This window comes from Pseudoxanthomonas composti, from assembly GCF_004122095.1.
Taxonomy (GTDB): domain Bacteria; phylum Pseudomonadota; class Gammaproteobacteria; order Xanthomonadales; family Xanthomonadaceae; genus Pseudoxanthomonas_A; species Pseudoxanthomonas_A composti.
Window position 1 is genome coordinate 89,120 of record NZ_SAWZ01000002.1, and the last position, 19,518, is coordinate 108,637.

18 protein-coding genes are annotated in these 19,518 nt (G+C 66.7%); 1 reads left to right on the forward strand and 17 read right to left on the reverse strand.

Translation table 11 applies throughout. The features are described from left to right. Positions 1-62: 62 nt before the first annotated feature. Positions 63-2,138, forward strand: a complete 2,076-nt coding sequence (locus EPA99_RS03740; protein WP_129469864.1) for an Atxe2 family lasso peptide isopeptidase — start codon at positions 63-65, stop codon at positions 2,136-2,138. On the opposite strand, the gene EPA99_RS03745 is transcribed toward EPA99_RS03740, so the two are convergent. From EPA99_RS03745 to folE2, 17 genes are all read right to left on the reverse strand, one after another. After that, the gene (locus tag EPA99_RS03745) at positions 2,135-3,877 is read right to left on the reverse strand and encodes an asparagine synthase-related protein (protein ID WP_129469865.1); all 1,743 of its coding nucleotides are present in this window, start codon (positions 3,875-3,877) and stop codon (positions 2,135-2,137) included. The genes EPA99_RS03740 and EPA99_RS03745 overlap by 4 nt on opposite strands. Further along, positions 3,877-4,482, reverse strand: coding sequence for a lasso peptide biosynthesis B2 protein (locus EPA99_RS03750; RefSeq protein WP_129469866.1), 606 nt, complete (start codon positions 4,480-4,482; stop codon positions 3,877-3,879). The genes EPA99_RS03745 and EPA99_RS03750 overlap by 1 nt, the downstream gene beginning before the upstream one ends. A 47-nt stretch (positions 4,483-4,529) precedes the next feature. Then, the gene (locus EPA99_RS18640) at positions 4,530-4,700 is read right to left on the reverse strand and encodes a hypothetical protein (RefSeq protein ID WP_164978551.1); all 171 of its coding nucleotides are present in this window, start codon (positions 4,698-4,700) and stop codon (positions 4,530-4,532) included. Between the two features lie 111 nt (positions 4,701-4,811). Continuing rightward, on the reverse strand, positions 4,812-5,441 hold the full coding sequence (locus tag EPA99_RS03755; RefSeq protein ID WP_129469867.1) for a GntR family transcriptional regulator: 630 nt from the start codon (positions 5,439-5,441) through the stop codon (positions 4,812-4,814). Positions 5,442-5,650: 209 nt separating this feature from the next. After that, positions 5,651-6,637 carry a Gfo/Idh/MocA family protein gene (locus EPA99_RS03760; RefSeq protein ID WP_129469868.1) on the reverse strand — a complete coding sequence of 329 codons (987 nt, stop codon included), beginning with the start codon at positions 6,635-6,637 and terminating at the stop codon, positions 5,651-5,653. Between the two features lie 251 nt (positions 6,638-6,888). Then, complete coding sequence (locus tag EPA99_RS03765) at positions 6,889-8,193, reverse strand: serine hydrolase domain-containing protein (protein ID WP_164978552.1); 1,305 nt, start codon at positions 8,191-8,193, stop codon at positions 6,889-6,891. Between the two features lie 355 nt (positions 8,194-8,548). Next, positions 8,549-9,238, reverse strand: a complete 690-nt coding sequence (locus tag EPA99_RS03770) for an aspartate/glutamate racemase family protein (RefSeq protein ID WP_129469870.1) — start codon at positions 9,236-9,238, stop codon at positions 8,549-8,551. A gap of 85 nt (positions 9,239-9,323) precedes the next feature. Beyond that, positions 9,324-10,385 (reverse strand): TPM domain-containing protein, encoded by a 1,062-nt coding sequence (locus EPA99_RS03775; RefSeq protein WP_129469871.1) that lies wholly within the window; start codon positions 10,383-10,385, stop codon positions 9,324-9,326. 202 nt (positions 10,386-10,587) lie between these two features. After that, positions 10,588-11,457 carry a DMT family transporter gene (locus tag EPA99_RS03780; protein ID WP_129470376.1) on the reverse strand — a complete coding sequence of 290 codons (870 nt, stop codon included), beginning with the start codon at positions 11,455-11,457 and terminating at the stop codon, positions 10,588-10,590. A 32-nt stretch (positions 11,458-11,489) separates the two neighbouring features. Further along, positions 11,490-12,530, reverse strand: a complete 1,041-nt coding sequence (murB, locus tag EPA99_RS03785; protein WP_129469872.1) for a UDP-N-acetylmuramate dehydrogenase — start codon at positions 12,528-12,530, stop codon at positions 11,490-11,492. Further along, positions 12,527-13,585 carry a quinone-dependent dihydroorotate dehydrogenase gene (locus tag EPA99_RS03790; RefSeq protein WP_129470375.1) on the reverse strand — a complete coding sequence of 353 codons (1,059 nt, stop codon included), beginning with the start codon at positions 13,583-13,585 and terminating at the stop codon, positions 12,527-12,529. Before EPA99_RS03790 ends, murB begins: the two co-directional genes overlap by 4 nt. Before the next feature lie 2 nt (positions 13,586-13,587). Further along, positions 13,588-13,869, reverse strand: a complete 282-nt coding sequence (locus tag EPA99_RS03795; RefSeq protein WP_129469873.1) for a DUF4190 domain-containing protein — start codon at positions 13,867-13,869, stop codon at positions 13,588-13,590. 9 nt (positions 13,870-13,878) lie between these two features. After that, on the reverse strand, positions 13,879-14,655 hold the full coding sequence (locus EPA99_RS03800; protein ID WP_129469874.1) for a class I SAM-dependent methyltransferase: 777 nt from the start codon (positions 14,653-14,655) through the stop codon (positions 13,879-13,881). Between the two features lie 19 nt (positions 14,656-14,674). Continuing rightward, entirely contained in the window at positions 14,675-16,207 is a 1,533-nt protein-coding gene (gene amaB, locus EPA99_RS03805) for an L-piperidine-6-carboxylate dehydrogenase (RefSeq protein ID WP_129469875.1), read from the reverse strand. 518 nt (positions 16,208-16,725) lie between these two features. Further along, positions 16,726-17,433: a superoxide dismutase gene (locus EPA99_RS03810; protein ID WP_129469876.1), complete on the reverse strand. Its 708-nt coding sequence runs from the start codon at positions 17,431-17,433 to the stop codon at positions 16,726-16,728. A 97-nt stretch (positions 17,434-17,530) separates the two neighbouring features. Next, the gene (locus EPA99_RS03815; RefSeq protein WP_129469877.1) at positions 17,531-18,604 is read right to left on the reverse strand and encodes a CobW family GTP-binding protein; all 1,074 of its coding nucleotides are present in this window, start codon (positions 18,602-18,604) and stop codon (positions 17,531-17,533) included. Further along, positions 18,601-19,515: a GTP cyclohydrolase FolE2 gene (folE2, locus tag EPA99_RS03820; protein WP_164978553.1), complete on the reverse strand. Its 915-nt coding sequence runs from the start codon at positions 19,513-19,515 to the stop codon at positions 18,601-18,603. The genes EPA99_RS03815 and folE2 overlap by 4 nt, the downstream gene beginning before the upstream one ends. Between the last annotated feature and the right edge of the window lie 3 nt (positions 19,516-19,518).

Below are 19,518 nucleotides of genomic sequence, written 5' to 3' on the forward strand. Positions count from 1 at the left end.
TACATGTCAGACGGGGTTGCTCGCGACGTCGTCCCCACCGTTCTGAATCTGGAGAGATTGCGATGACCGCACCGGTTAGGCTTGCCTTGTGTGTGTTGCTGAGTGCAATAGGGTGCGCGAACGCGCAATCGATAACTCCACGCCGGCTGGTTGAAGTGGCCGATATGCAGGGGCCGGTCGTGTCACCGGATGGTTCACTGGTCGCGTTCCGGGTTGATCGGCCTTCCGTGGACGGCAATCGGTACGACTCGACTTGGTATGTGCAAGGTATCGAGGGTGGTACGCTGCCCCGTCCCGTCGGACAAGGCGGTTTTCCGCTGCGGGACACAGCCGGTACGCCCCTTCCTGAGCCTGCGGTCTGGTCCCAGGATTGCCGCTGGATCTATTACCGCGCTTCGGTCGATGGTCGGATCGACGTGTGGCGAGCCGCAGCCGATGGCTCACGCGCCGAGGTCGTGACGCGCGATGGCGCTGATGTTCGCCGGTTTCAGCTGGCCAAGGATGGCGATGCGCTGAAGTACGCAGTCGGCGCCACGCGCGAGGAGGTCATCGACGCGGAGGAGGTCGAATACGCACAGGGCTTTTTAATCGATGCTCGGGCCGCGATAGGCCAGGGTCTTTTTCGTTCCGGCCTGGTGGATGGCAGGCTTGGAACGCAGCGGCTAAGTGCCGATTGGTTCGGCCGCACACCCTTGCTGGCCGATAGGCCGGATCAGTGGAAAGCACTCGATCTGTCTAGCCGTACCAGTCGCGATCTAAAGGGCGACGAGCTGCCGGCGCGCTCACCCGAGGCTTCCGCTCTTAAATGGAGCGGGCTTGCGGCTTCACGCGTCGTCGTGGATCCCAAGAGCGATAGACTAGCTCTCTTGATTCCCGCCGGCGATGGGGCAGGACTAGCTGACAAGCCCAGCGTCGCCCTCTCCGTGCTCAGGGGCGCAGACGATCGGCAAGATACCCCCTGCGCCGTGGACCATTGCATGGATCGAATGATCACCGGCGCGCTATGGCGGCCGGACAGCGATGAGGTGCTATTCACCGTGACCGATCCGCTGCGGACACATGCGCAGGCGATCCATGCATGGGACGTCTCGACGGGGGGTGTGAGGGAGGTTGTTTCGACGCAGGGCCTGATCAATGGGGGACGCGAACTCTCGAGCGATTGCGGAGTATCCGCCAGCGCCTTGGTCTGTGTGACCGCCGCGGCGAACCAGCCGCCGCGCCTGGAGCGCGTCGATGTGATGACAGGAGAACGCCGCATCCTGTTCAACCCCAATGCCGGACTGGCTGTGGATCTGGACGCGCAGATACAGGTGAGGCCGTTGCGCTGGAGCGATGCCAATGGCCAGCAGTTCTCCGGGCAATTCTTTCCCGCCCGGGGCCAGGCCGGGCCGCCGCCGCTATTTGTGACCTACTACTCGTGTCCCGGATTCTTGCGCGGCGGGCTGGGCGATGAGTGGCCACTCGCACCTCTTGCTCAGCACGGCATCGCTGTGCTGTGCATCAATCGCGTACACCCATTTGAGCTGGATGCAGTCAAGCGCTACGGACAAGGGCTCTCCGCGCTTGGCAGTGCCATTGAGCTGCTAGCCAGCCAAGGAGAGATTGATCGGAATCGGATCGGCATGGGTGGATTGAGTTTCGGAAGTGAAGTGACATTGTGGAGCATGGTCTACTCAGATCTTGTCACCGCCGGTTCAATCAGCACGCCCACGTTGACGCCGACCTATGCGCTTATGGGAGGGATCAAAGGCGACCCTTTCGAAAGAAGCCTGCAGGAGTACTGGCAGATCGGCCTAAAGCCCCAGACTTTCGGGCAGTGGAAGCGGCTGTCCCACGACCAGAACCTGGATAAGATCTCTGCGCCGCTGCTAATGCAGATGTCGGAACAAGAATACCTGTACGCGCTGGACTACGCAGTTCCGCTGGTAAGAGACCGCCGGGCCGAGCTTTACGTCTTCGCCAACGAGCCTCATCAGAAGTTCCAGCCCCAGCATAAGCTCGCCGTCTACGAGCGAAACTTGGACTGGTTCCGCTTCTGGTTGTTGGACGAGGAGGACCCAGACCCTCTCAAGCGTGCGCAATACGCTCGCTGGCGGATCATGCGCTCACAGCAAGACCACGACCGGTCCCAGCACTAGTGTTGATGTCGAATCCAGTTCTCGATCATGCACAGATCGAAAACCCGGGCGAATGTCTCATTGCGCGCATGGTGCTCGCGGCGGAAGAAGGACTCCAGGGCGACGGTATCAAGTAGGCCGTGTTGCTGCAGCTCTCCTTCCATGAGGAACTCGAGCATCGCTAGCCGATTCCTACGAAAGAGCGCGCCGGTGAAGTGTGCGAAAGTGCCTTTGCTTCTTCTGGCCACGACCTGCGGGGGGAGCGCATCGGAGAACGCGTCGCGTGCAACTGCGCGATTGATGCCACCGGCGATCCACATCCAGCTTGGTACTCGCAGGCAAGCCTCAATGACCGGCTGTGAGAGCAGAGGCATATGGAACGCGCGCAATCTGCTGCGCGGTAGGCCATCAATGAAGGATTGGGTGCCGGCCAGGTCGAATACGCGCTCCTGCACGCCCGTCAGCGCGCCGGCAGGTGCGTTGAACCATGGATGCGAGGGTGGCTTGCTTGTGACGGCGAAGGGTGTGAGAAAAGCGGTGTCAGCGACTCGGGCAGGGCGCGGCGTCAGCAGTAGTTTCTTGAGTGCCAGCCGGCCCGCCTTCCAGGTTGTGCAACGGTGAAGCTCAGCCAAGTCTCTGATCGCCGTGAAGCCAGAGAAGATCCCACTCGCTCTGAATGCGTCCGCCGCAGGCGAGGCGTTGCCGAGATAGCCAAAGACCGTGTCGCCCCCGCCGCCAGAGAGGTGGCATGTTGATGCGTGCCGGCGGGCGGATCTTTCCATCAGGCTGTCGGTAGCCTGTTGCAGCATCGTGACCGCAGGACTGGTCGGATTGGAGACAAGTGGGAAGTTGAAGGCGGCAGCGCCGAAGTCCAACTGCTCAACATGGAGCGGCGCGTCGAGGTCCGATGCGACTAAGCTTGCGTAAAATCGCTCGTCCGCGCCTGGAACAGGTGTCACCAGGGTGGAGCAGTTGATCTTGGCATCTGTACCGCGAAGACACGAGGCGATGATGGATGAGTCAAGTCCTCCGGATAGCTCAAGCAAGATCGAGGCTTCTCCAGTGGTCACCGCCCTGACGGCCATCTCCACGGTCTGGCGGATCCCGAGAGCTGCCTGCGTCGCGTCCTTGAAACGTCGCTCAGGTTGGACGAAGGTCCATGGGGACCAAGCGATTGATGTATGGGCGGACTGCGGGCCAAGCTTGATCACACAACCCGGCAAGAGCTCATTCACTCCGGCCAGCGCTGTCTGCCTCTTCTTCGAGTGGGGGTAGTTGAGGTAGTAGGGTATGGTGGTCCAATCGACGCGTCTCTGGTAAATCCCGAGACGCTCAGGTAGCGCGATGTCAGATGTAATGAAGGCAGGATCCGAGTCCGTGAGGTAAACACACGGGACTCCGCCCGAGGGGTCGCGAAGGACGGTGATGGGCTCTTGCGGGTCACCTCCGCCTTGGATGGCAACGTACTGCCCCCAGAAGTTACTCACCAAGTGGTCTCGGATCTCTGAAAGCTGGGTCAGTGCAGGGAACGAGGAGGCGTCGCGGATGCGATTTCCTGAATGATCGAATAGCCGCCCGACGAGTAGCGTGCCGTTTGGGAGTTCCAGTAGATCCGTGGAGCTGCCCACGAAGAGGTCGAGTTTCGTGAGGGACGCACCTAGGCGTAGACCTGAAGCGCGTTGGACAGGCTTAAGGCCGAGGTCCAAGGCCTTGGTGAGCAAACCCGACCTCTTCAGAATGATCAGATAACCGAGATCCATCAGATCACCTTGATCGGCGTGTAGGTACGCGTGTTGCCCAGCGTGTCGTTTAACACCATGTTCCCTCGCTGCACCCAGCTATGCGCGGTGAATGGATCGGTTGTAACGCCAAAGACCAAGTCGCTGTGGAAGCCTCGGCGTGCCAGGAAATGGATGAGCGAGATCGAATCGAGCAGGCAGCGTGTCGGTATCGGAACATGCGGGCGTGCTCGTCGAAAGATGGTGCAGGCGCGCAGCAAACTGCCTTCTTCGTCGACGGCATCGGTTGCACCAAAGTTGCCTTGACTTGCTCTAGAGGGCAGCTCGTCCAGAACGAGTCGCAACCTTTTCCGTTTGAGCTGGAGTCTGACGGACAGAGTGATTGCAGCCACTTCCAAGAAGGCGGGTAGTCCCCCGGACGACTCGAGCGTTGGCAGTTCCAGGATGCTACACGTCGATGATTGAATGGGCAGCTCTTCGATCGTCGCGCCCAAGGATTGCTCTGCCAAGAGGGCATCAGTGCGATCGGAGGGCAGCGTGAAGTAACGATCGGCTTCGATGTCGAGAAAGATGGGGTTTCCATCGATCAGGCAGAAGCTGAGGTCTGGGGTGATGCTGAATGCCATACGCGCTCCCACACGGGAGAGGCGCACCTCGCGGTGCGCCTCGTTGATCACTCCTCGGAGATTTCGGCAGGGCTTTGCCGGCCGATCATTTCACCCGGAACCGCACCGCCTCCGAGTGTCTCCACGCTCGCCACACCGAGCACGATCACGTCCTGCTGCGGCGCCGGGGTCTTGCTTTCGTTGCGCTTGTCCATTTCGTTCTCCTTGGTGGATGCCATGGCGAATCCATGGCAGCCACAGCGTAGGAGACGGAATTTTCTATATTCAAATAGTTAATGCGTGATCTTTGACTGATTCCGAGCTGCCGATGCGGACCACGGCTTACCCGCCTATGGAACGCCGTCTCTGCGGTCGATCAGCAAGGCGACGATGCGCGGCACCAGCTGCTTGCGTCGTGCGTGGTAGGCGCGGATGGCATCGCGTAGCGCCTCCGATTCCTGTCGCTGCCACAAGGCGCTGAGCTCGGTCAGCTCTTCCAGTGCGTGGTCCAGCAGCCCGGACTTGGCGCGTCTGATGGGTGCCAGGCGGTCATTGTGGCGCTTGATGGTCTGGTGCAGGAGCCGATGGCCGCTGGAGAGGGCGATGGCGTTGAACAGCTGCCAGGTGCTCTTGGGCACATCGATATCATGCGCGAGAAGCTCGAACGCGCTCGGCCGGCGCACCGTCGCGTTGAAGCCGATGTCGCAGGCCATCAACAGCAGCCGCTCCATGAGGTCGTAGAGCTCGTGCAGGGCGACCTCATTCAACAGTGGAACCTGCAGTCCGCTGCGCGCGTGGTCGATGATCACGCCTTCCCCCACCAGGTGGTGCAGGGCTGCGCGGACCGGCGTCTGGCTGACCTTGAGCTCTCTGGCCAGCGTGGCCGGGTCGATGCGCTGGCCTGGTGGATAGCGTCCGGACTGCAGGTCGCGCCTGACCTGGCCGTAGACCAGCGCCTTCTTGGAGTGAGAAGTGCCCATCGCCAACCTCCGTGTGTGCGTTGCCACCTCCCGGCGCGATGGTACAGCAGCGAAATTGGCAGCAACACCGCTCTGCGGCGTTGTCAGAAGGAAATTATGTAGAAACTATTTCCTTTGAATATGCATCGCGCAAAATGCGCTGCGTGACTTTCGATAGCATCGTGCGCTGGCGGTGGCGAACGCCGCAGGGTCTGCCGCGGCTGCAGACCTCATGCGCTATCGCTGGGATAGCGCAGGCCGATCTGCTGGCGCGCCAGGTCCAGGGTTTCCATGATCTGGATGCTCTGTTCGTTGCTCATCAGCGCGCTGGGCGTCCCGCTGCGGATCGCCGCTTCCAGCGCCAGCGCCTGGTACTGCATGCCGCGGCCTTGCACGGGCGTCTGGTAGCGCTCAATGCATGCGTTCTGGTCGTCGTAGACGCTGAAGCAGGTCGGGCAGTACCAGACGTCGTCGATTTCGATGCGCCCTTGCGTGCCATGGACCACCGCGCGGTTGCTGCCGCCCTGGTCCAGCGCCGCGGTGCTGACCGACAGCGCGCCGCCGCTGTGCTTCATGGTCAGGCTGATTTCGGCATCGACGCCGGTGGCGTTCATGCGCGCCATCGCCGTCAGTGCCGTGGGCGGGCCCAACAGATCGAAGGCGAAGGACACCGGGTAGACGCCCAGGTCCAGCAGGGCGCCGCCCGCCAGGGACAGGGCATTGATGCGGTGCGTCGGCTCCCTGGGCAGCTGCTGCATGTGGGTGGCATGTACCGAGGTGATACGGCCGATGGCGCCATCGGCGATCAGCTCGCGGATGCGCGCCATGTGCGGGAGGAAGCGCGTCCACATCGCCTCCATCACCATGCGCTTGTTGACGGTGGCCAGCCGCACCACGCTGCGGGCCTCGGCGGCGTTGACGGTGAAGGGCCTTTCCAGCAGCACATGCTTGCCGGCCATCAGCGCCGCGCGCGCCTCCGGCGCGTGGAAGGGGTGGGGCGGGGCGATGTAGACCACATCCACCTCGGGGTCGGCCAACAGCTCGGCGTACGAGCCATAGGCCTTGGCCACGCTCAGCCTGGCGGCCAGTGCGCGTGCGCGTTCGCGGCTCCGCGAACCCACCGCGGCGACATGCAGCCCCGCCAGTTGGATATCCGAGGCGAACTGCTCGGCGATCCAGCCGGTGGTCAGGATTCCCCACTTCAGATGCTCGCTCAAGCGCGCCGCCCAGGTCGTTTGGAAGGAGGGCGATGATACGGGCCCGGCCAGGAGCAAGATGTCCAATGCGTTGCGATCCTGGCCGCGGTTGCGCCCGACGCGTGCAGGTCTTGCGCATTCAGCGAGCTATGCGGACGAGGCGGCGCTGTCATGCGTGCAGCTGAAGGGCGGGATCCAACTTCCTGCGCGGATCTGGCGGCACACCAGTACCACGCTCCCGCGCGCCTTCCACTTGAGCGATGCTTTCGTGGTTAGCGCTCGACGCCCGGAGTGGTGGAAGGGGCATCCCCAACGCGATAGAGCTTCATTGGCGGTGCGCCTTCGATCATCGTCGCGCTGGAGAAGTCGGGCGCGAACTCGACGGTGACGCCGATGGACTCGGCGCGGAAGCGGGTCGGCGAGAGCGTCACCAGGCGCTCGGCCACAGGCGCGCCGGCATTGGCGTAGAGGCCATCGGGCTTGGCTTCGAGCACCACGTCCAGTCCACCGCCGTGGAAACGCCCGGCCGCCCTGTACAGCACCGCAAGCGGGAGCGTCTTGGCTTGGGCAGCGGGCGCCGCGATCTCCGGCCAGCCATAATCGGTGGCCACGGCGCGCACGATCTCATCGATCAGGCGCCGGCCCTGGCCGCCGTTGGTCAGTACGACCACGCCTTCGCCCCTATCTGCGTAGGCCACGGCCAGGGATTGAAACCCCTGGTTGGTGCCGTCGTGCCCGAAGCGCAACGGGCCGTCGGTGTACAGGAAGGGCCCCAGGCCCCAGTTGTCCTTGACCGGGCGCAACATGCGATGGGTCATCGCAGGCGACAGCCGGTGACCTCGCTTTCCCTTCGCCGAGGCTTGCAGATCCATCAGCAGGCGCGCCAGGTCGCTGGCGCTGGCCCACAGACCAGCGGGCGCGAGCTGGGGATAGATGGCGAAATCCCCTTCGATCGGCTCGCCGTTGGCGTGGGCAAAGGCCAGGTTGGCGCGCAGCGATGCGGGAGGCGGCATGGCGAAGGCGCTGTGCGCCATGCCCAGCGGCGCCAGCAGCTCGCGCTGGGCCAGTTCGCCGAACGTAAGGCCGCTGACATCGGACAGCGCGAGCTGGGCGAGCACGTAGCCGCCACCGGAGTACTCGAACTGGCCACCGGCCGGCAGCACGCTCCTCACCGGCGGGTTCTGGCTGGGCGGCTGGCCGTCCAGGATCTGGACGAGGGTGGGCAGGAGTTGGCCGGGACGAAATCCGCGGTCGAAGCCATGGACGCCCAGGCCGGCCGTGTGGCTGAGCAACTGGGCCAGGGTGACGCCCTTGGGTGCCAGCGTGGGGTCCGTGGGCAGCTGCCAGGAGCCAAGCGCCTGGTTGATGTCCTGGTCCAACCCGATCTTTCCCTGTTCGGCCAGGCGCAGTGCCAGCGTCGCCGTGGCCAGCTTGCTGATGGACGCGGCCTGGAACGCCGTGTCCGGCGTGACCGGCGCGCAACGCGCGCGGTCCCGATAACCCCAGCCCCGTGCCCACTCCAGCCTGCCCCGGTGAATCACCGCCACGCTTACGCCAGGGACGCCATAGGCCTGCATGCGATCGGCAAGTCGGAAGGGCGCGTCCCCAGCGGCGATGACCGCCGGCTGCAGATGACGCTCCAGATAACGCGTGTGCGCATTGCTTGGCCCACCATCTGCTTCGGCAGGAGCAGGGCATGGCGGTTGTTGGGCGTGCGCCTGCAGGTGCACGAGCGCAAGCCCTGCAAGCGCAAGGATCTTCAAGCCGGTGCAGCGCATCATCGCCATGGTGTCTCCGTGTTTGGGGGTCGTTCCAGGGCGAGATCGTCATTGAAGACGCCTGGCATCCAGTGCCTGCTGACCCGCCTGATGGTTACATGCGCGTTGGCCTGCGGCGGTGAACGCAGACGACGAGCGCAGCCGCGTGCCGGCCTCAGCGCAGCGCTTCCAGGGCCGCGGCGCGTGCATGGATGGCGGTGGTGTCGAACAACGGTACGCTCGCGTCTTCCTCGCCGACCAGCAGCGAGATCTCGGTGCAGCCCAGGATCACCGCCTGCGCACCTGCGGCGACCAGCTCGGCCATGATGGACCGATACGCGGCGCGGGAATCCTCGCGCACTACGCCCTGGCACAGTTCGTCGTAGATGATCCGATGCACGGTGCCGCGGGCTTCAGGCTCGGGGGTCAGGACCTCGAACCCGCGCGCCTGCAGCCGCGCGCGATAGAAATCCTGTTCCATGGTGAAGCGCGTGCCCAGCAGGCCGACGCGGTCGATGCCGGCCTCGGCCAGGGCATCGGCGGTGGCATCGGCGATATGCAGCAGCGGCAGCGGCGTGGCCTGGGTGATGGCCTCGGCGACTTTGTGCATGGTGTTGGTACACAGGACGATGAAGTCCGCCCCACCGGCCTGCAGCGAGCGCGCCGCTCGGGCCATGGCCAGGCCGCAGCCGTCCCAGTCGCCTGCGTGCTGCAGCTGTTCGATCTCGTGGAAATCCACGCTGTGCAGCAACACCCGCGCCGAATGCAGGCCGCCCAGCTCGGCGCGGATGGTCTGGTTGATCAGGCGGTAGTACGGCAGCGTGGACTCCCAGCTCATGCCGCCGATCAGGCCGATGGTCTTCATCTGTGCATCGCGCTCGCTTCCAGTGGACCTGCACTGTGCGCGGCCATGGGCGCCGCCACAAGTCGCCCTCGTGCGGGGCTGTGTTTCACCAACTTGAGCTGGCGCCGCCGCCGCCGGAGCTGCCGCCGCCAGATGAGGAGCTGCTCGAGGAGGAGGAGCTTTGGCTGGCGTAGTAGGCGGACGTGTAGGTGTAGGCGCCTGAGTCGCTCTGTGCGACATGGCCCTTGCGGATCAGGCTTGCCCGTTCGTTGGCCACGCGCTCGAGGAAGGCGCGGAACTGGCCCGCGCTGCGGTAGCGGACGCCGGCATAGCGCAGGGTGAGCACCAGGAACAGCAGCTCCAAGGCGATGATGATCGCGAAGGCCGGGGCGAACACCGCCGAGAGGATCAGCACGAAGCAGCCAGGATTGAGTGTCATGAATCCCTTGACGAACAGGCCGAGGAAACGCCGCGGCCGCGCCTTGCTGCCGGCCACGTGCTCGTCCTCCCCGGCTAGCTCCGGGTGTTGCGCGATCAGCTTGGCGCGCCGACGTCCTGCCAGATGGCGCACCAGCGGCTGGAACACCCAGACCAGGGCCACGAACCCCAGCCAGGCCACCAGGCCACGAATCACCTTGCCGCGTTTCCCCGCTTCGGCCTGCTGCAGCAGCGCCAGGGTGGCTGGATCCTTCGCCGCGACGCCTGCCATGAACTGAAAGGCATCGATGACCGCACCGGCGGTATCGCCCTGGCGCATCTTCGGGGCCAGCACATCGTCCAGCGCGCGCTTGGCGATCACGTCGGGCAAGGTGCCCTCCAGGCCATAGCCGACCTCGAAGCGCGAGCGGCGGTCCTCGATGGCCAGCACCAGCAGCAGGCCATTGTCGGCGCCGCGCTTGCCCAGCTGCCATTGCTCGAAGGCGCCGGCCGCCACCTGCTCGATGCGCTCACCCTGCAGCGAAGGCACCAGGTACACCGCGCCCCAGATCTGCTGTTCGTTGCGGATCTTCAGCAGGGTCTGGTTGACCCGCTCGGTGTCCTGCGCGCTGAGCAACCCGGCCGGGTCGACCACGTTGGGTGTGTAGGCGGGAATCTGCAGTGCATGGGCCGCCAGCGGCATCAGCAGCAGGAACACGGTCGTGATGCACAGCAGGCGGTGCAGTTTCATCGCGCTCCTTAGGGCGTCGGCGACGTCGGCCGCCAGGGTCCTGTGACCCGCCGATCATCGCAAGAACGCGACCTGGCGGGAACGGGGCGCGCCAGCCATCACGCGCGCCATCCAGCCAGGCGGCGGCGCGGCGCACCGGCGTAGGCGATGGCTTCCGGGTCTTGTGGAACGGCGCGGTGGGCGTGCGGGCGTACGGCCCGGCTCACTCGCCCGGCTTGGCGCCTTCCACCGGGGCATTGGTGGCCGCGCGCCTTGCCAGGGTCGCCTCGCGATGGGCGATGTAGGCGGTGGAGCCCAGGATGATGGCCGCACCCACCGCGGTCCACCGATCCAGGCGCTCGCCGAACAGCAGCCAGCCGAAGAAGATCACCACCGGCAGCTGCATGAAGCTGATCGGCTGCAGCGCCGAGACTTCCCCAAGCTTCAGGGCGCGGGTCCAGAACAGCTGGCCCAGCGTGCCGAACACGCCCGTGCAGGCCAGCCACACCCAGGCCAGGCCCTGCGGCCAGGTCCACTGGAACAGCGCGGGCACCAGCGACATCGGCACCCAGAAGGCATAGGTGTAGAACACCACCGTGTCCGGCGGGTCCAGCCTGGACAGCTGCTTGATCTGGATGGCGACCACGGCGCTGATCACCGCCGCGGCCACGGCCACCAGCAGGCCGGGAGAGAACGAGCTGGACCCTGGCCGCAGGATCACCAGCACGCCGATGAAGCCGGCGGCCACCGCCAGCCACCGGCGCAGGCGCACCGGCTCGTGCAGCCACAGCACCGCGGCGATGGTCACGAACAGCGGCGTGGAATAGGACAGCGACACCGCTTGCGACAGCGGCAGGTGGCCGATGGCCCAGAAGCCGCACAGCATCGAGGCCAGGCCGATCGCCGTGCGCAGGAAGTAGCGCCCGACGTGGCGGGTGCGCGGCAGCGGCTTGCCCCTGCCCAGCACCATCGGCAGCAGCGCCAGCATGCCGAAGGCGTTGCGGAAGAAGGCGACCTCGGTGGTCTCCACCGTGGCCGAGGACAGGCGGATGCACACGGCCATCAGGCCGAAGGCCATGGTGCTGGCGAGCATGAACATGGCCGCGCGCAGCGGGTGCGCGGTGCTCACCACTGCGCTCCGACCAGCCGTGGCTCGGGCTCGATCGCCACGCCGAAGCGCGCCTGCACGGCCCCGGCAATGCGCCGGGCCAGCGCCAGCAGCTGCGCGCCGCTGGCATGGCCATGGTTGACCAGCACCAGGGCATGGCTGGGCGCCACGCCGGCATCGCCCTCGCGGTATCCCTTGAAGCCGCAGGCCTCGATCATCCACGCCGCCGAGAGCTTGCGCGTGGCATCGCCATCGCCGCCGAATACCGGCAGGGCCGGCCACTGGGCCAGCAGCGCGGCGGCCTGGCCGGCCGGCACGATGGGGTTCTTGAAGAAGCTGCCGGCGTTGCCCAGCACGGCCGGGTCGGGCAGCTTGCGGCGCCGGATGCGGATGACCGCCTCGGCCACGTCGGCACAGCCAGGGCTTTCAATGCTCATGGCCTGCAGCTCCTCGGCCACGCCGGCGTAATCCACCCGCGGCGCGCGCTGCAGCGGCAGGGCGAACTCCACGGCCGTCACCAGCCAGCGCCCGGGCTGCTGCTTGAACACGCTGTCGCGGTAGGCGAAGTGGCAGGCCGCGCGGTCCAGCCAATCCTGGCGCCCGGCCTGCAGGTCCCAGACCTGCACGCGGGCGATGAACTCGCCGACCTCGCTGCCGTAGGCGCCGATGTTCTGGATCGGACTGGCGCCCACGGTGCCGGGAATCAGCGCCAGATTCTCCAGCCCGCACAGCCCCTGCTGCAGCGACCACATGACCAGCCGGTGCCAGGACACGCCAGCCTGCGCCAGCACGATGGCATGGCCCTGACGGTCGGCCGCGCGGCTGATGGCCTCGGTACGGAACACCAGCACTGCCCCGGGCGCATCGTCGGCCAGCAGCACGTTGCTGCCGCTGCCCAGCACCATCCACGGGGCGCCGGTCATCTGCGGCATGCCCAGCACGGCGGGCAGGGCGGCGGTGTCGTACAGCTCCAGCAGGCACGGCGTGCGCGCCGCGACGCCGAAGGTGTTGAGGGACTGCAGGGACGCGTCGGGGGTCAGGCGCCAGGCATCGGTCATGGCGGTGCGATGGGCCCGCCGCTGGGGTGGTCGCGCCGACGCCGGATCGCCTCGACGCATTCGCCGATCAATGCCGGGCCGCGGAACACCAGCCCGCTGTAGAGCTGCACCAGGCTGGCCCCGGCGGACATCTTGGCCACCGCATCGGCACCGGAGGTGATGCCGCCCACGCCGATCAGCGGGATGTGATCCGGCAGGCGCGTGCGCAGCCGGCGCAGGACCAGGGTGGACTGGCCCAGCAGCGGCGCGCCGGACAGGCCGCCGGTCTCGCGGGCGAGTTTGTGCGTATCGACCATGGGCCGGGCCACGGTGGTGTTGGTGGCGATCACGCCATCGACCTGCAGCTCGCCCAGCACCCGCGCGGCCGAATCGATATCGCTATCGCTCAGGTCCGGCGCGACCTTGACCAGCATCGGCACGCGCTTGCCATGTCGGGCGGCCAGGCGCTCCTGCGCTTCGCGCAGGATGCCGATCAGCTGGCGCAGCGCCTGCTCTTCCTGCAGCTCGCGCAGGCCGGCGGTGTTGGGCGAGGAGATGTTGACCGTCACGTAGTCGGCCAACGGGTAGACCTTCTCCAGGCAGTGCAGGTAGTCCTCGGCGGCGGAGGCGTTGGGCGTGTCCTTGTTCTTGCCGATGTTGATGCCCAGCAGGCCATCGCCGCGGCGGCGGGCGCGGGCCACGTTCTGGACCAGCACGTCCACGCCGGCATTGTTGAACCCCATGCGGTTGATCACCGCCTGCTGCCGCGGCAGCCGGAACATGCGCGGCTTGGGGTTTCCTTCCTGCGGGCGCGGGGTGATGGTGCCGATCTCCACGAAGCCGAAGCCCAGCGCCATCAGCGCTTCCAGGTGGTCGCCGTTCTTGTCCAGGCCGGCGGCCAGGCCGACCGGGTTGGGAAATTGCAGGCCCAGGGTGCGCACCGGCATCGGCGCGATGGGTTTGGCCAGGTGCCCGAGCAGGTCGGCGCGGTGGGCGCGGTCCAGCGCCTGCAGGCTCAGCCCGTGGGCGCGCTCGGCGTCCAGGGCGAACAGGAAGGGCCGCGCCAGTGAGTACATGTTCAATGCCATGCGGCCAATGCGGCGATGCCGCCGAAGAACAGGATGAAGCCGGCGATGCCCAGGATCCACAGCGACAGCGACAACCAGCCCAGCACCAGACCGGTCACCGCCAGGCCATCGCCCTCCAGCTGGCCGGCGGCGCGGCGGATCTCGGCGCGCGCCATGTGCCCGGTGATGACCGCCACGGCGCTGCCGAGGAAGGGCAGCAGGGTCCAGCCCAGGATGCCGAACACCAGCGAGACCACGGCCATGCTGCTGTTGGGACGGATGGCGACGTTCATGGCAGGTCTTCAGGAGGCGGTGGCGGGAAGCGTACCGGCAAACACGCGGGTGTCGTAGTCGAAGGAGACGGTGCCATCGCGGGCGGTGGCATCGAACAGCTTGCGCAGCGCCTCCAGCATCGGCGCATGCTGCGGGTGACCGGCCTGCGGGGCGTAGGAGGACGACAACAGCCGCCCGCGCAGGGCCTCCAAATCCAGCTGCTGGCCGTGGTCGAAACGGGCCGTCCCGCGCAGGCCGCCGCCGAACCAGGCTTCCATCGAGGCGTCGTCGTTGTAGCGCTCGGCCACGCTGGTGTAGTCCAGGCCGTAGTCGAGCAGCATCTGCTCGTAGCCTTCCAGGAAAGGCGTGCCGCTCAGTCGGCGCGAATTCCAGAACACCACCGCCAGCCCGCCGGGCTTGAGGATGCGCGCCCATTCGGTCCGCACCGCCTGCTGGTCGAACCAGTGGAAGGCCTGCGCGGCGGCGACCAGGCCGACGCTGGCATCTGCCAGCGTGGTGGCCTCGGCGGTGCCGGCCACGGCCGAGAAGCCAGGGTTGCCGCCTAGCCAGTCAATCGAAGCTGCGCGCATGGACGCATTGGGTTCGACCGCGGTCACCGGGTGGCCGCCGTCGAGGAACAGCTTGCAGGAAATGCCGGTGCCGGCGCCGATGTCGGCCACCGGCGTGTCCCGGTCCACGCCCAGTTCTCGATGCAGCCACTCCACCAGCGCCACCGGATAGTCCGGCCGGTAGCGCACGTAGTCGGCCACGCGGCTGGTGAAGCGCTCGGTCGAGTTGAGTGACATGGTCCCGAACCCTCCGCGTTTACAGATCGAACTTGATGCCCTGGGCCAGCGGCAGCGAGTCGGAATAGTTGATGGTGTTGGTCTGGCGGCGCATGTAGGCCTTCCAGGCATCGGACCCGGACTCGCGTCCGCCGCCGGTGTCCTTCTCGCCGCCGAAGGCGCCGCCGATCTCCGCACCGGAGGTGCCGATGTTGACGTTGGCGATGCCGCAGTCGCTGCCGGCCGCCGACAGGAAGCGCTCGGCGGTCTTGAGGTTGTTGGTGAAGATCGAGGAGGACAGGCCCTGCGGCACGCCGTTCTGCATGTCGATGGCTTCTTCCAGCGTGTCGTACTTCATCACGTACAGGATCGGCGCGAAGGTCTCGTGCTGGACGATGGCATCGCTGTTCTTCAGGCCCGAGATGATGGTGGGCAGCACGAAGTTACCTTCGCGCGGCAGCGCCATGCCGCCGGTTTCCACGGTGCCGCCGGCGGCCTTGGCCTGTTCGACCGACTTGAGGAAGGCGTCCACGGCCGCCTTGCTGTTAAGCGGGCCCATCAGGTTGGCTGCATCCAGCGGGTCGCCGATCTTGCCCTCGACCTGCTTGTAGGCCTTGACCAGGGTGGACAGCACGGTGTCGTAGATCGAGGCATGCACGATCAGGCGGCGGGTGGTGGTGCAGCGCTGGCCGGCGGTGCCCACCGCGCCGAACACGATGCCCGGCACGGCCAGCTTCAGGTCGGCGGTCTCGTCCAGGATGATGGCGTTGTTGCCGCCCAGCTCCAGCAGGCTGCGGCCCATGCGGCGGGCCACGCGCTCACCGACGATGCGGCCGACCTGGGTCGAGCCGGTGAAGCTGATCAGCGGCACGCGGGTGTCGTCCACCAGCTGCTGGGACAGTTCGATGCCGGCATCGTTGATCAGGAAGAACAGGTCCGGGAAGCCGGCGTCCTTCAGCGCCTCGTTGCAGATCTTCTGCGTGGCCAGCGCGGTTAGCGGGGTCTTGTTGGACGGCTTCCAGATGCAGATGTCGCCGCAGATGGCGGCCAGGAAGGCATTCCACGACCACACCGCGACCGGGAAATTGAAGGCGCTGATGATGCCGACCAGGCCGATGGGGTGGTACTGCTCGTACATCCGGTGGCCCGGGCGCTCGGAGTGCATGGTATAGCCATAGAGCATGCGGCTCTGGCCCACGGCGAAATCGGCGATGTCGATCATCTCCTGCACCTCGCCATCGCCCTCGGGCTTGGACTTGCCCATTTCCAGGGCCACCAGCGAGCCGAGCAGATCCTTGTTGGCGCGCAGCGCCTCACCGCACAGGCGCACGGCTTCGCCACGGCGCGGGGCCGGGGTGGTGCGCCAGATCTTGTAGGCGGCCTGGGCGCGCTCGATCACCGTGTCGTAGTCGGACTGGCTGCTGGCGTGGACCGTGGCGATGACGGCATTGGTGGTCGGGTTGACCGATTCCAGCACGCCGGCATCGGTGGTGGTGGACCACTGGCCCTGGCCCAGGTAGGTGCCGGCATTGGTGGAACCCAGGCCCAGGGCCTGCAGCAGCTCGGATGACATGAAAACTCCTGTGTTTGGGACGAGCCGCAATGGGGGACGCGGCCCAAAAAGGGGCGCAAATTCTAACAGAGGCGCCGGGGCCGTCGGTCTCTGACCCGTCGGCTGCGCGCGCTGCCGGAATGGCGAAAGCGCGCATCTGGCGCCGCGCCAGGCTGGCGGCGCGTCGCCTGTTGCCGGGGCCGGCGGAATCGAAGGGCGGACATGCCAAGCCCTTGTTTTGCAAGTGCTTGGCGTGTCGGGTGCTACGGGCGTTGCGCAGGCTCAGGGCCGCCGGCCTGGGACCCGTGGTGCTTGGAGCCGAAGCCTCCAAACCGACGCGCGCGGCGGCGGTTCGGCGGGCGATGGCGCGGCAAGCGAGGCAGGAGCACGCGCCTGCTGTCAGGGCAGGATGCCCCGGCCGGGGGCAGGGCGGCCACCGGCCGGCGGAGCGCTGCCGCTCTTCCATCTACCCACCGCGGCGGACGCCCACTACAGGCGCGTTGCGCCTCTACGGGCGTCCAGCGCCGCCCTGACCGGCGTCAACTGGCCTGATCGAAGCGCCGGCTGACCTCTTTCCAGTTCACCACGGACCACCAGGCGGCCAGATAGTCCGGGCGCCGGTTCTGGTAGCGCAGGTAGTACGCATGCTCCCAGACGTCCAATGCCAGGATCGGCTGCCCGCGGGTGGACGCGGTCGGCATGAGCGGGTTGTCCTGGTTTGGCGTGGTGGCGATCTGCAAGGACCCGTCCGCACCGACGATGAGCCAGGCCCAGCCCGAACCGAACACGCCGGTTGCCGCCTTGGTGAAGGCTTCCTTGAACGTCTCCATCGACCCGAACTGCTTCTCGATGGCCGCGGCCAGTTCCACGCTGGGTTGCCCGCCCTGTCCCGGAGCGGCCAGGACGGACCAGAACAGGCTGTGGTTGTAATGCCCGCCCGCGTTGTTCCGGAGTGCCGGGCTCAGCGCGTCCGCCTTGGCCAGGAGCGCCCGGAGCGTCTGCGACTGCAGCGCCGGATCCTGCGCGATGGCCTTGTTCAGATTGTCGACATAGGCCTGGTGATGGCGATCGTGATGGATGCCCATGGTGGCCGCGTCGATCGCAGGCTCCAACGCATCGGCTGCGTAGGGCAGGGCCGGCACGGCGTAGGGAGCATGCTGCTGCAGCACGGCGTCCACGCCCTTGGCCTGGGCCAGGGCGGCGGTGGCAAGCAGTCCGGTCAAGCACAGGTGGCGAAGCAACATCATGCGATCTCCTGGGGTGTGGAGGGGAGGTGGAGCCAGGGCCGACAGGAACCGCCGGCGAGCTCCATGCGAGGCGATGGTGGCGGGTTGGCCCCGGCGATCACGTGGGCGGCCGCGCTGCAGCGCTGGCGCGAACGAAGGCCCCCTCGAAGAACGCCTCCAGGCCCTTGTCCACCAGCGGCTGCACATGTGTCTCGGAAATGAAGACCATGCGGCTGACACGGCGCGCCTGCGGCCAGGCCTCGAGCCAGATGCCGGGCCCGCTCACCCCCTGCACCCCGTGCAGCACGAACGGCTGCTCGGCCCCTTGCACATCCAGGACGGCCTTGAAGCGCAACACGTCCTGGCCGAGCAGGGGCAGCATGGTCATGCACCAGCCGTTGACGGCGCTTGGCGGCAGCGGTGAGCTGGCCTCGAAGCTGGTCACGCGATAGCGGCCACCGTGCGCGCGGGCCTGCGGCGCGGTCAGGCCGGCGAGCATGCCGCCTGCGCCCATGAGCGTTCCCGCGCCCACGTGCGGCGCTTCGTCCAGTAACAGCAGTGGACGGCTCAGGCGCAGGTCCGGGTCGAAGATCTCGCGGCCGTCCACTCGGCCATGCGCGATGGCGCGGATCTTGGCGAAGGGGTTGCGCGAGGCCAGCGCGGTGGTCAGTCCGGCCTGCGCGTCGGTAGCCACCGCGTCGGTTTTGGTGATCAGGATCAGATCGGCCAGTGCGATCTGGGCGGCGGCTTCTTCGAAGCGTTGCAGATTGTCCCGGCCTTGCCCGGCATCGATGAGGGTCACGATCGCCTCGAGGTGGAAGCGGTCGGACAGCGCCGGATCCATGGTCAGGGCCTTGGCGATGGAGGTCGGGTCGGACACGCCCGAGGTCTCGATGACCACGCGCCGGAACGGCGCCTGGCCCGCCGCCGCGCGGGCCTGGAAGGCATCGAGGATGGCGTCGGTCAGCGCGCCATGAAGCGTGCAGCACACGCAGCCGTCGCTCAGCTCGACCACCAGCTCATCCTTGGCTTCGATCATCAGCAGGTGGTCCAGCCCGACCTGGCCGAACTCGTTGATCACGATGAGCGTGTCGGTCAGCGCGCCGGTCTTTCCCAGATGATTGAGCAAGGTGGTTTTTCCGGCACCCAGAAAGCCGGTGAGCACGGTCACGGGCAGGGTGTCCGCACTCATGCCGCACCCCACCGCACGGCGGCATGCGCATCGTGGGGATGCAGGCTTTCCAGATGGGTGACCTCGATGACGCCATCGGCGTAGCGGGCGGAGAGGGCGCTCAAAAGCCGCCTGGCGGCGTCTTCGACGAACATCAGGTTGTGTCCATTGCGTTGGGCGAAGGCTTGCTCGTCGGCGCGCTTGACCGGCCCCTGCGAGAAGGTGCCCAGGGCGTCATCGGCAGCGCCGATCAGGCCGCCGAGGTCCCAGCGAGCAGACGGGTCTACCCGCACCCGCAGCTGCGCCAGGCTGCGCTGGCTATGCGGGGTGGCGAAGCTGGCGTTGCGGCCGATCCAGTCGCTCGCGCGCTGCAGGTCGATGGTCCCCTGGCCGGCATGTTCGCGCTCGAACTGTTCCTGGATCAGCTGCCGTGCGAGCGAGGCCGAGCACGGGCAGGTCGAGGCGTAGGTGGCCTCCACCGTGAGCCAGATGGCCGCGCCCGCGGTCGACAGCTCGGCCTCCAGCTTCACCGCGTGGCTCATCCAGCCTTCCAGGTCGGGCGTGACCAGCGCGCCGGTCGGACAAACGATCTCGCCGTGCCAGACGAACCTGGCGGCGTCACTCCGGCTTTCGGCATGGCCTGCGATGGCTTGCTGCAGCAGGGCGATCAAGCCCGCAGGCGACTGCGGTGCCTTGGCCACGCGCATCAACAGCGTGTAGAGCCGGGACATGTGGATCCCCCTGATGCCCGCGCAGGGGAGGTTGATCAGCATGTCCACGCCCGAGGGCACGGCGCTGGGGCATAGCGGATCATCCAGCTGCAGCGGCAGGCGGATGTTGCGCATCCCGACCCAGTCCAGCGCCTGAGCCATGCCTGGGCTTGCGCTGCGCGAGAGATCCGGCAGGGCGCGTGGGGGGGATGTCGAGGCCATCGG

Bases quoted from the DNA above. Each gene is read 5' to 3' on its own strand.
- folE2 (WP_164978553.1), bottom strand. From the start codon at position 19,515: ATGGCCTCGACATCCCCCCCACGCGCCCTGCCGGATCTCTCGCGCAGC.
- EPA99_RS03800 (WP_129469874.1), bottom strand. From the start codon at position 14,655: ATGTCACTCAACTCGACCGAGCGCTTCACCAGCCGCGTGGCCGACTAC.
- EPA99_RS03810 (WP_129469876.1), bottom strand. From the start codon at position 17,433: ATGATGTTGCTTCGCCACCTGTGCTTGACCGGACTGCTTGCCACCGCC.
- amaB (WP_129469875.1), bottom strand. From the start codon at position 16,207: ATGTCATCCGAGCTGCTGCAGGCCCTGGGCCTGGGTTCCACCAATGCC.
- EPA99_RS03765 (WP_164978552.1), bottom strand. From the start codon at position 8,193: ATGCAGGCCTATGGCGTCCCTGGCGTAAGCGTGGCGGTGATTCACCGG.
- EPA99_RS03790 (WP_129470375.1), bottom strand. From the start codon at position 13,585: ATGTACTCACTGGCGCGGCCCTTCCTGTTCGCCCTGGACGCCGAGCGC.
- EPA99_RS03795 (WP_129469873.1), bottom strand. From the start codon at position 13,869: ATGAACGTCGCCATCCGTCCCAACAGCAGCATGGCCGTGGTCTCGCTG.
- EPA99_RS03745 (WP_129469865.1), bottom strand. From the start codon at position 3,877: ATGGATCTCGGTTATCTGATCATTCTGAAGAGGTCGGGTTTGCTCACC.
- murB (WP_129469872.1), bottom strand. From the start codon at position 12,530: ATGACCGATGCCTGGCGCCTGACCCCCGACGCGTCCCTGCAGTCCCTC.
- EPA99_RS03740 (WP_129469864.1), top strand. From the start codon at position 63: ATGACCGCACCGGTTAGGCTTGCCTTGTGTGTGTTGCTGAGTGCAATA.
- EPA99_RS03775 (WP_129469871.1), bottom strand. From the start codon at position 10,385: ATGAAACTGCACCGCCTGCTGTGCATCACGACCGTGTTCCTGCTGCTG.
- EPA99_RS03780 (WP_129470376.1), bottom strand. From the start codon at position 11,457: ATGCTCGCCAGCACCATGGCCTTCGGCCTGATGGCCGTGTGCATCCGC.
- EPA99_RS03755 (WP_129469867.1), bottom strand. From the start codon at position 5,441: ATGGGCACTTCTCACTCCAAGAAGGCGCTGGTCTACGGCCAGGTCAGG.
- EPA99_RS03750 (WP_129469866.1), bottom strand. From the start codon at position 4,482: ATGGCATTCAGCATCACCCCAGACCTCAGCTTCTGCCTGATCGATGGA.
- EPA99_RS03770 (WP_129469870.1), bottom strand. From the start codon at position 9,238: ATGAAGACCATCGGCCTGATCGGCGGCATGAGCTGGGAGTCCACGCTG.
- EPA99_RS18640 (WP_164978551.1), bottom strand. From the start codon at position 4,700: ATGGCATCCACCAAGGAGAACGAAATGGACAAGCGCAACGAAAGCAAG.
- EPA99_RS03815 (WP_129469877.1), bottom strand. From the start codon at position 18,604: ATGAGTGCGGACACCCTGCCCGTGACCGTGCTCACCGGCTTTCTGGGT.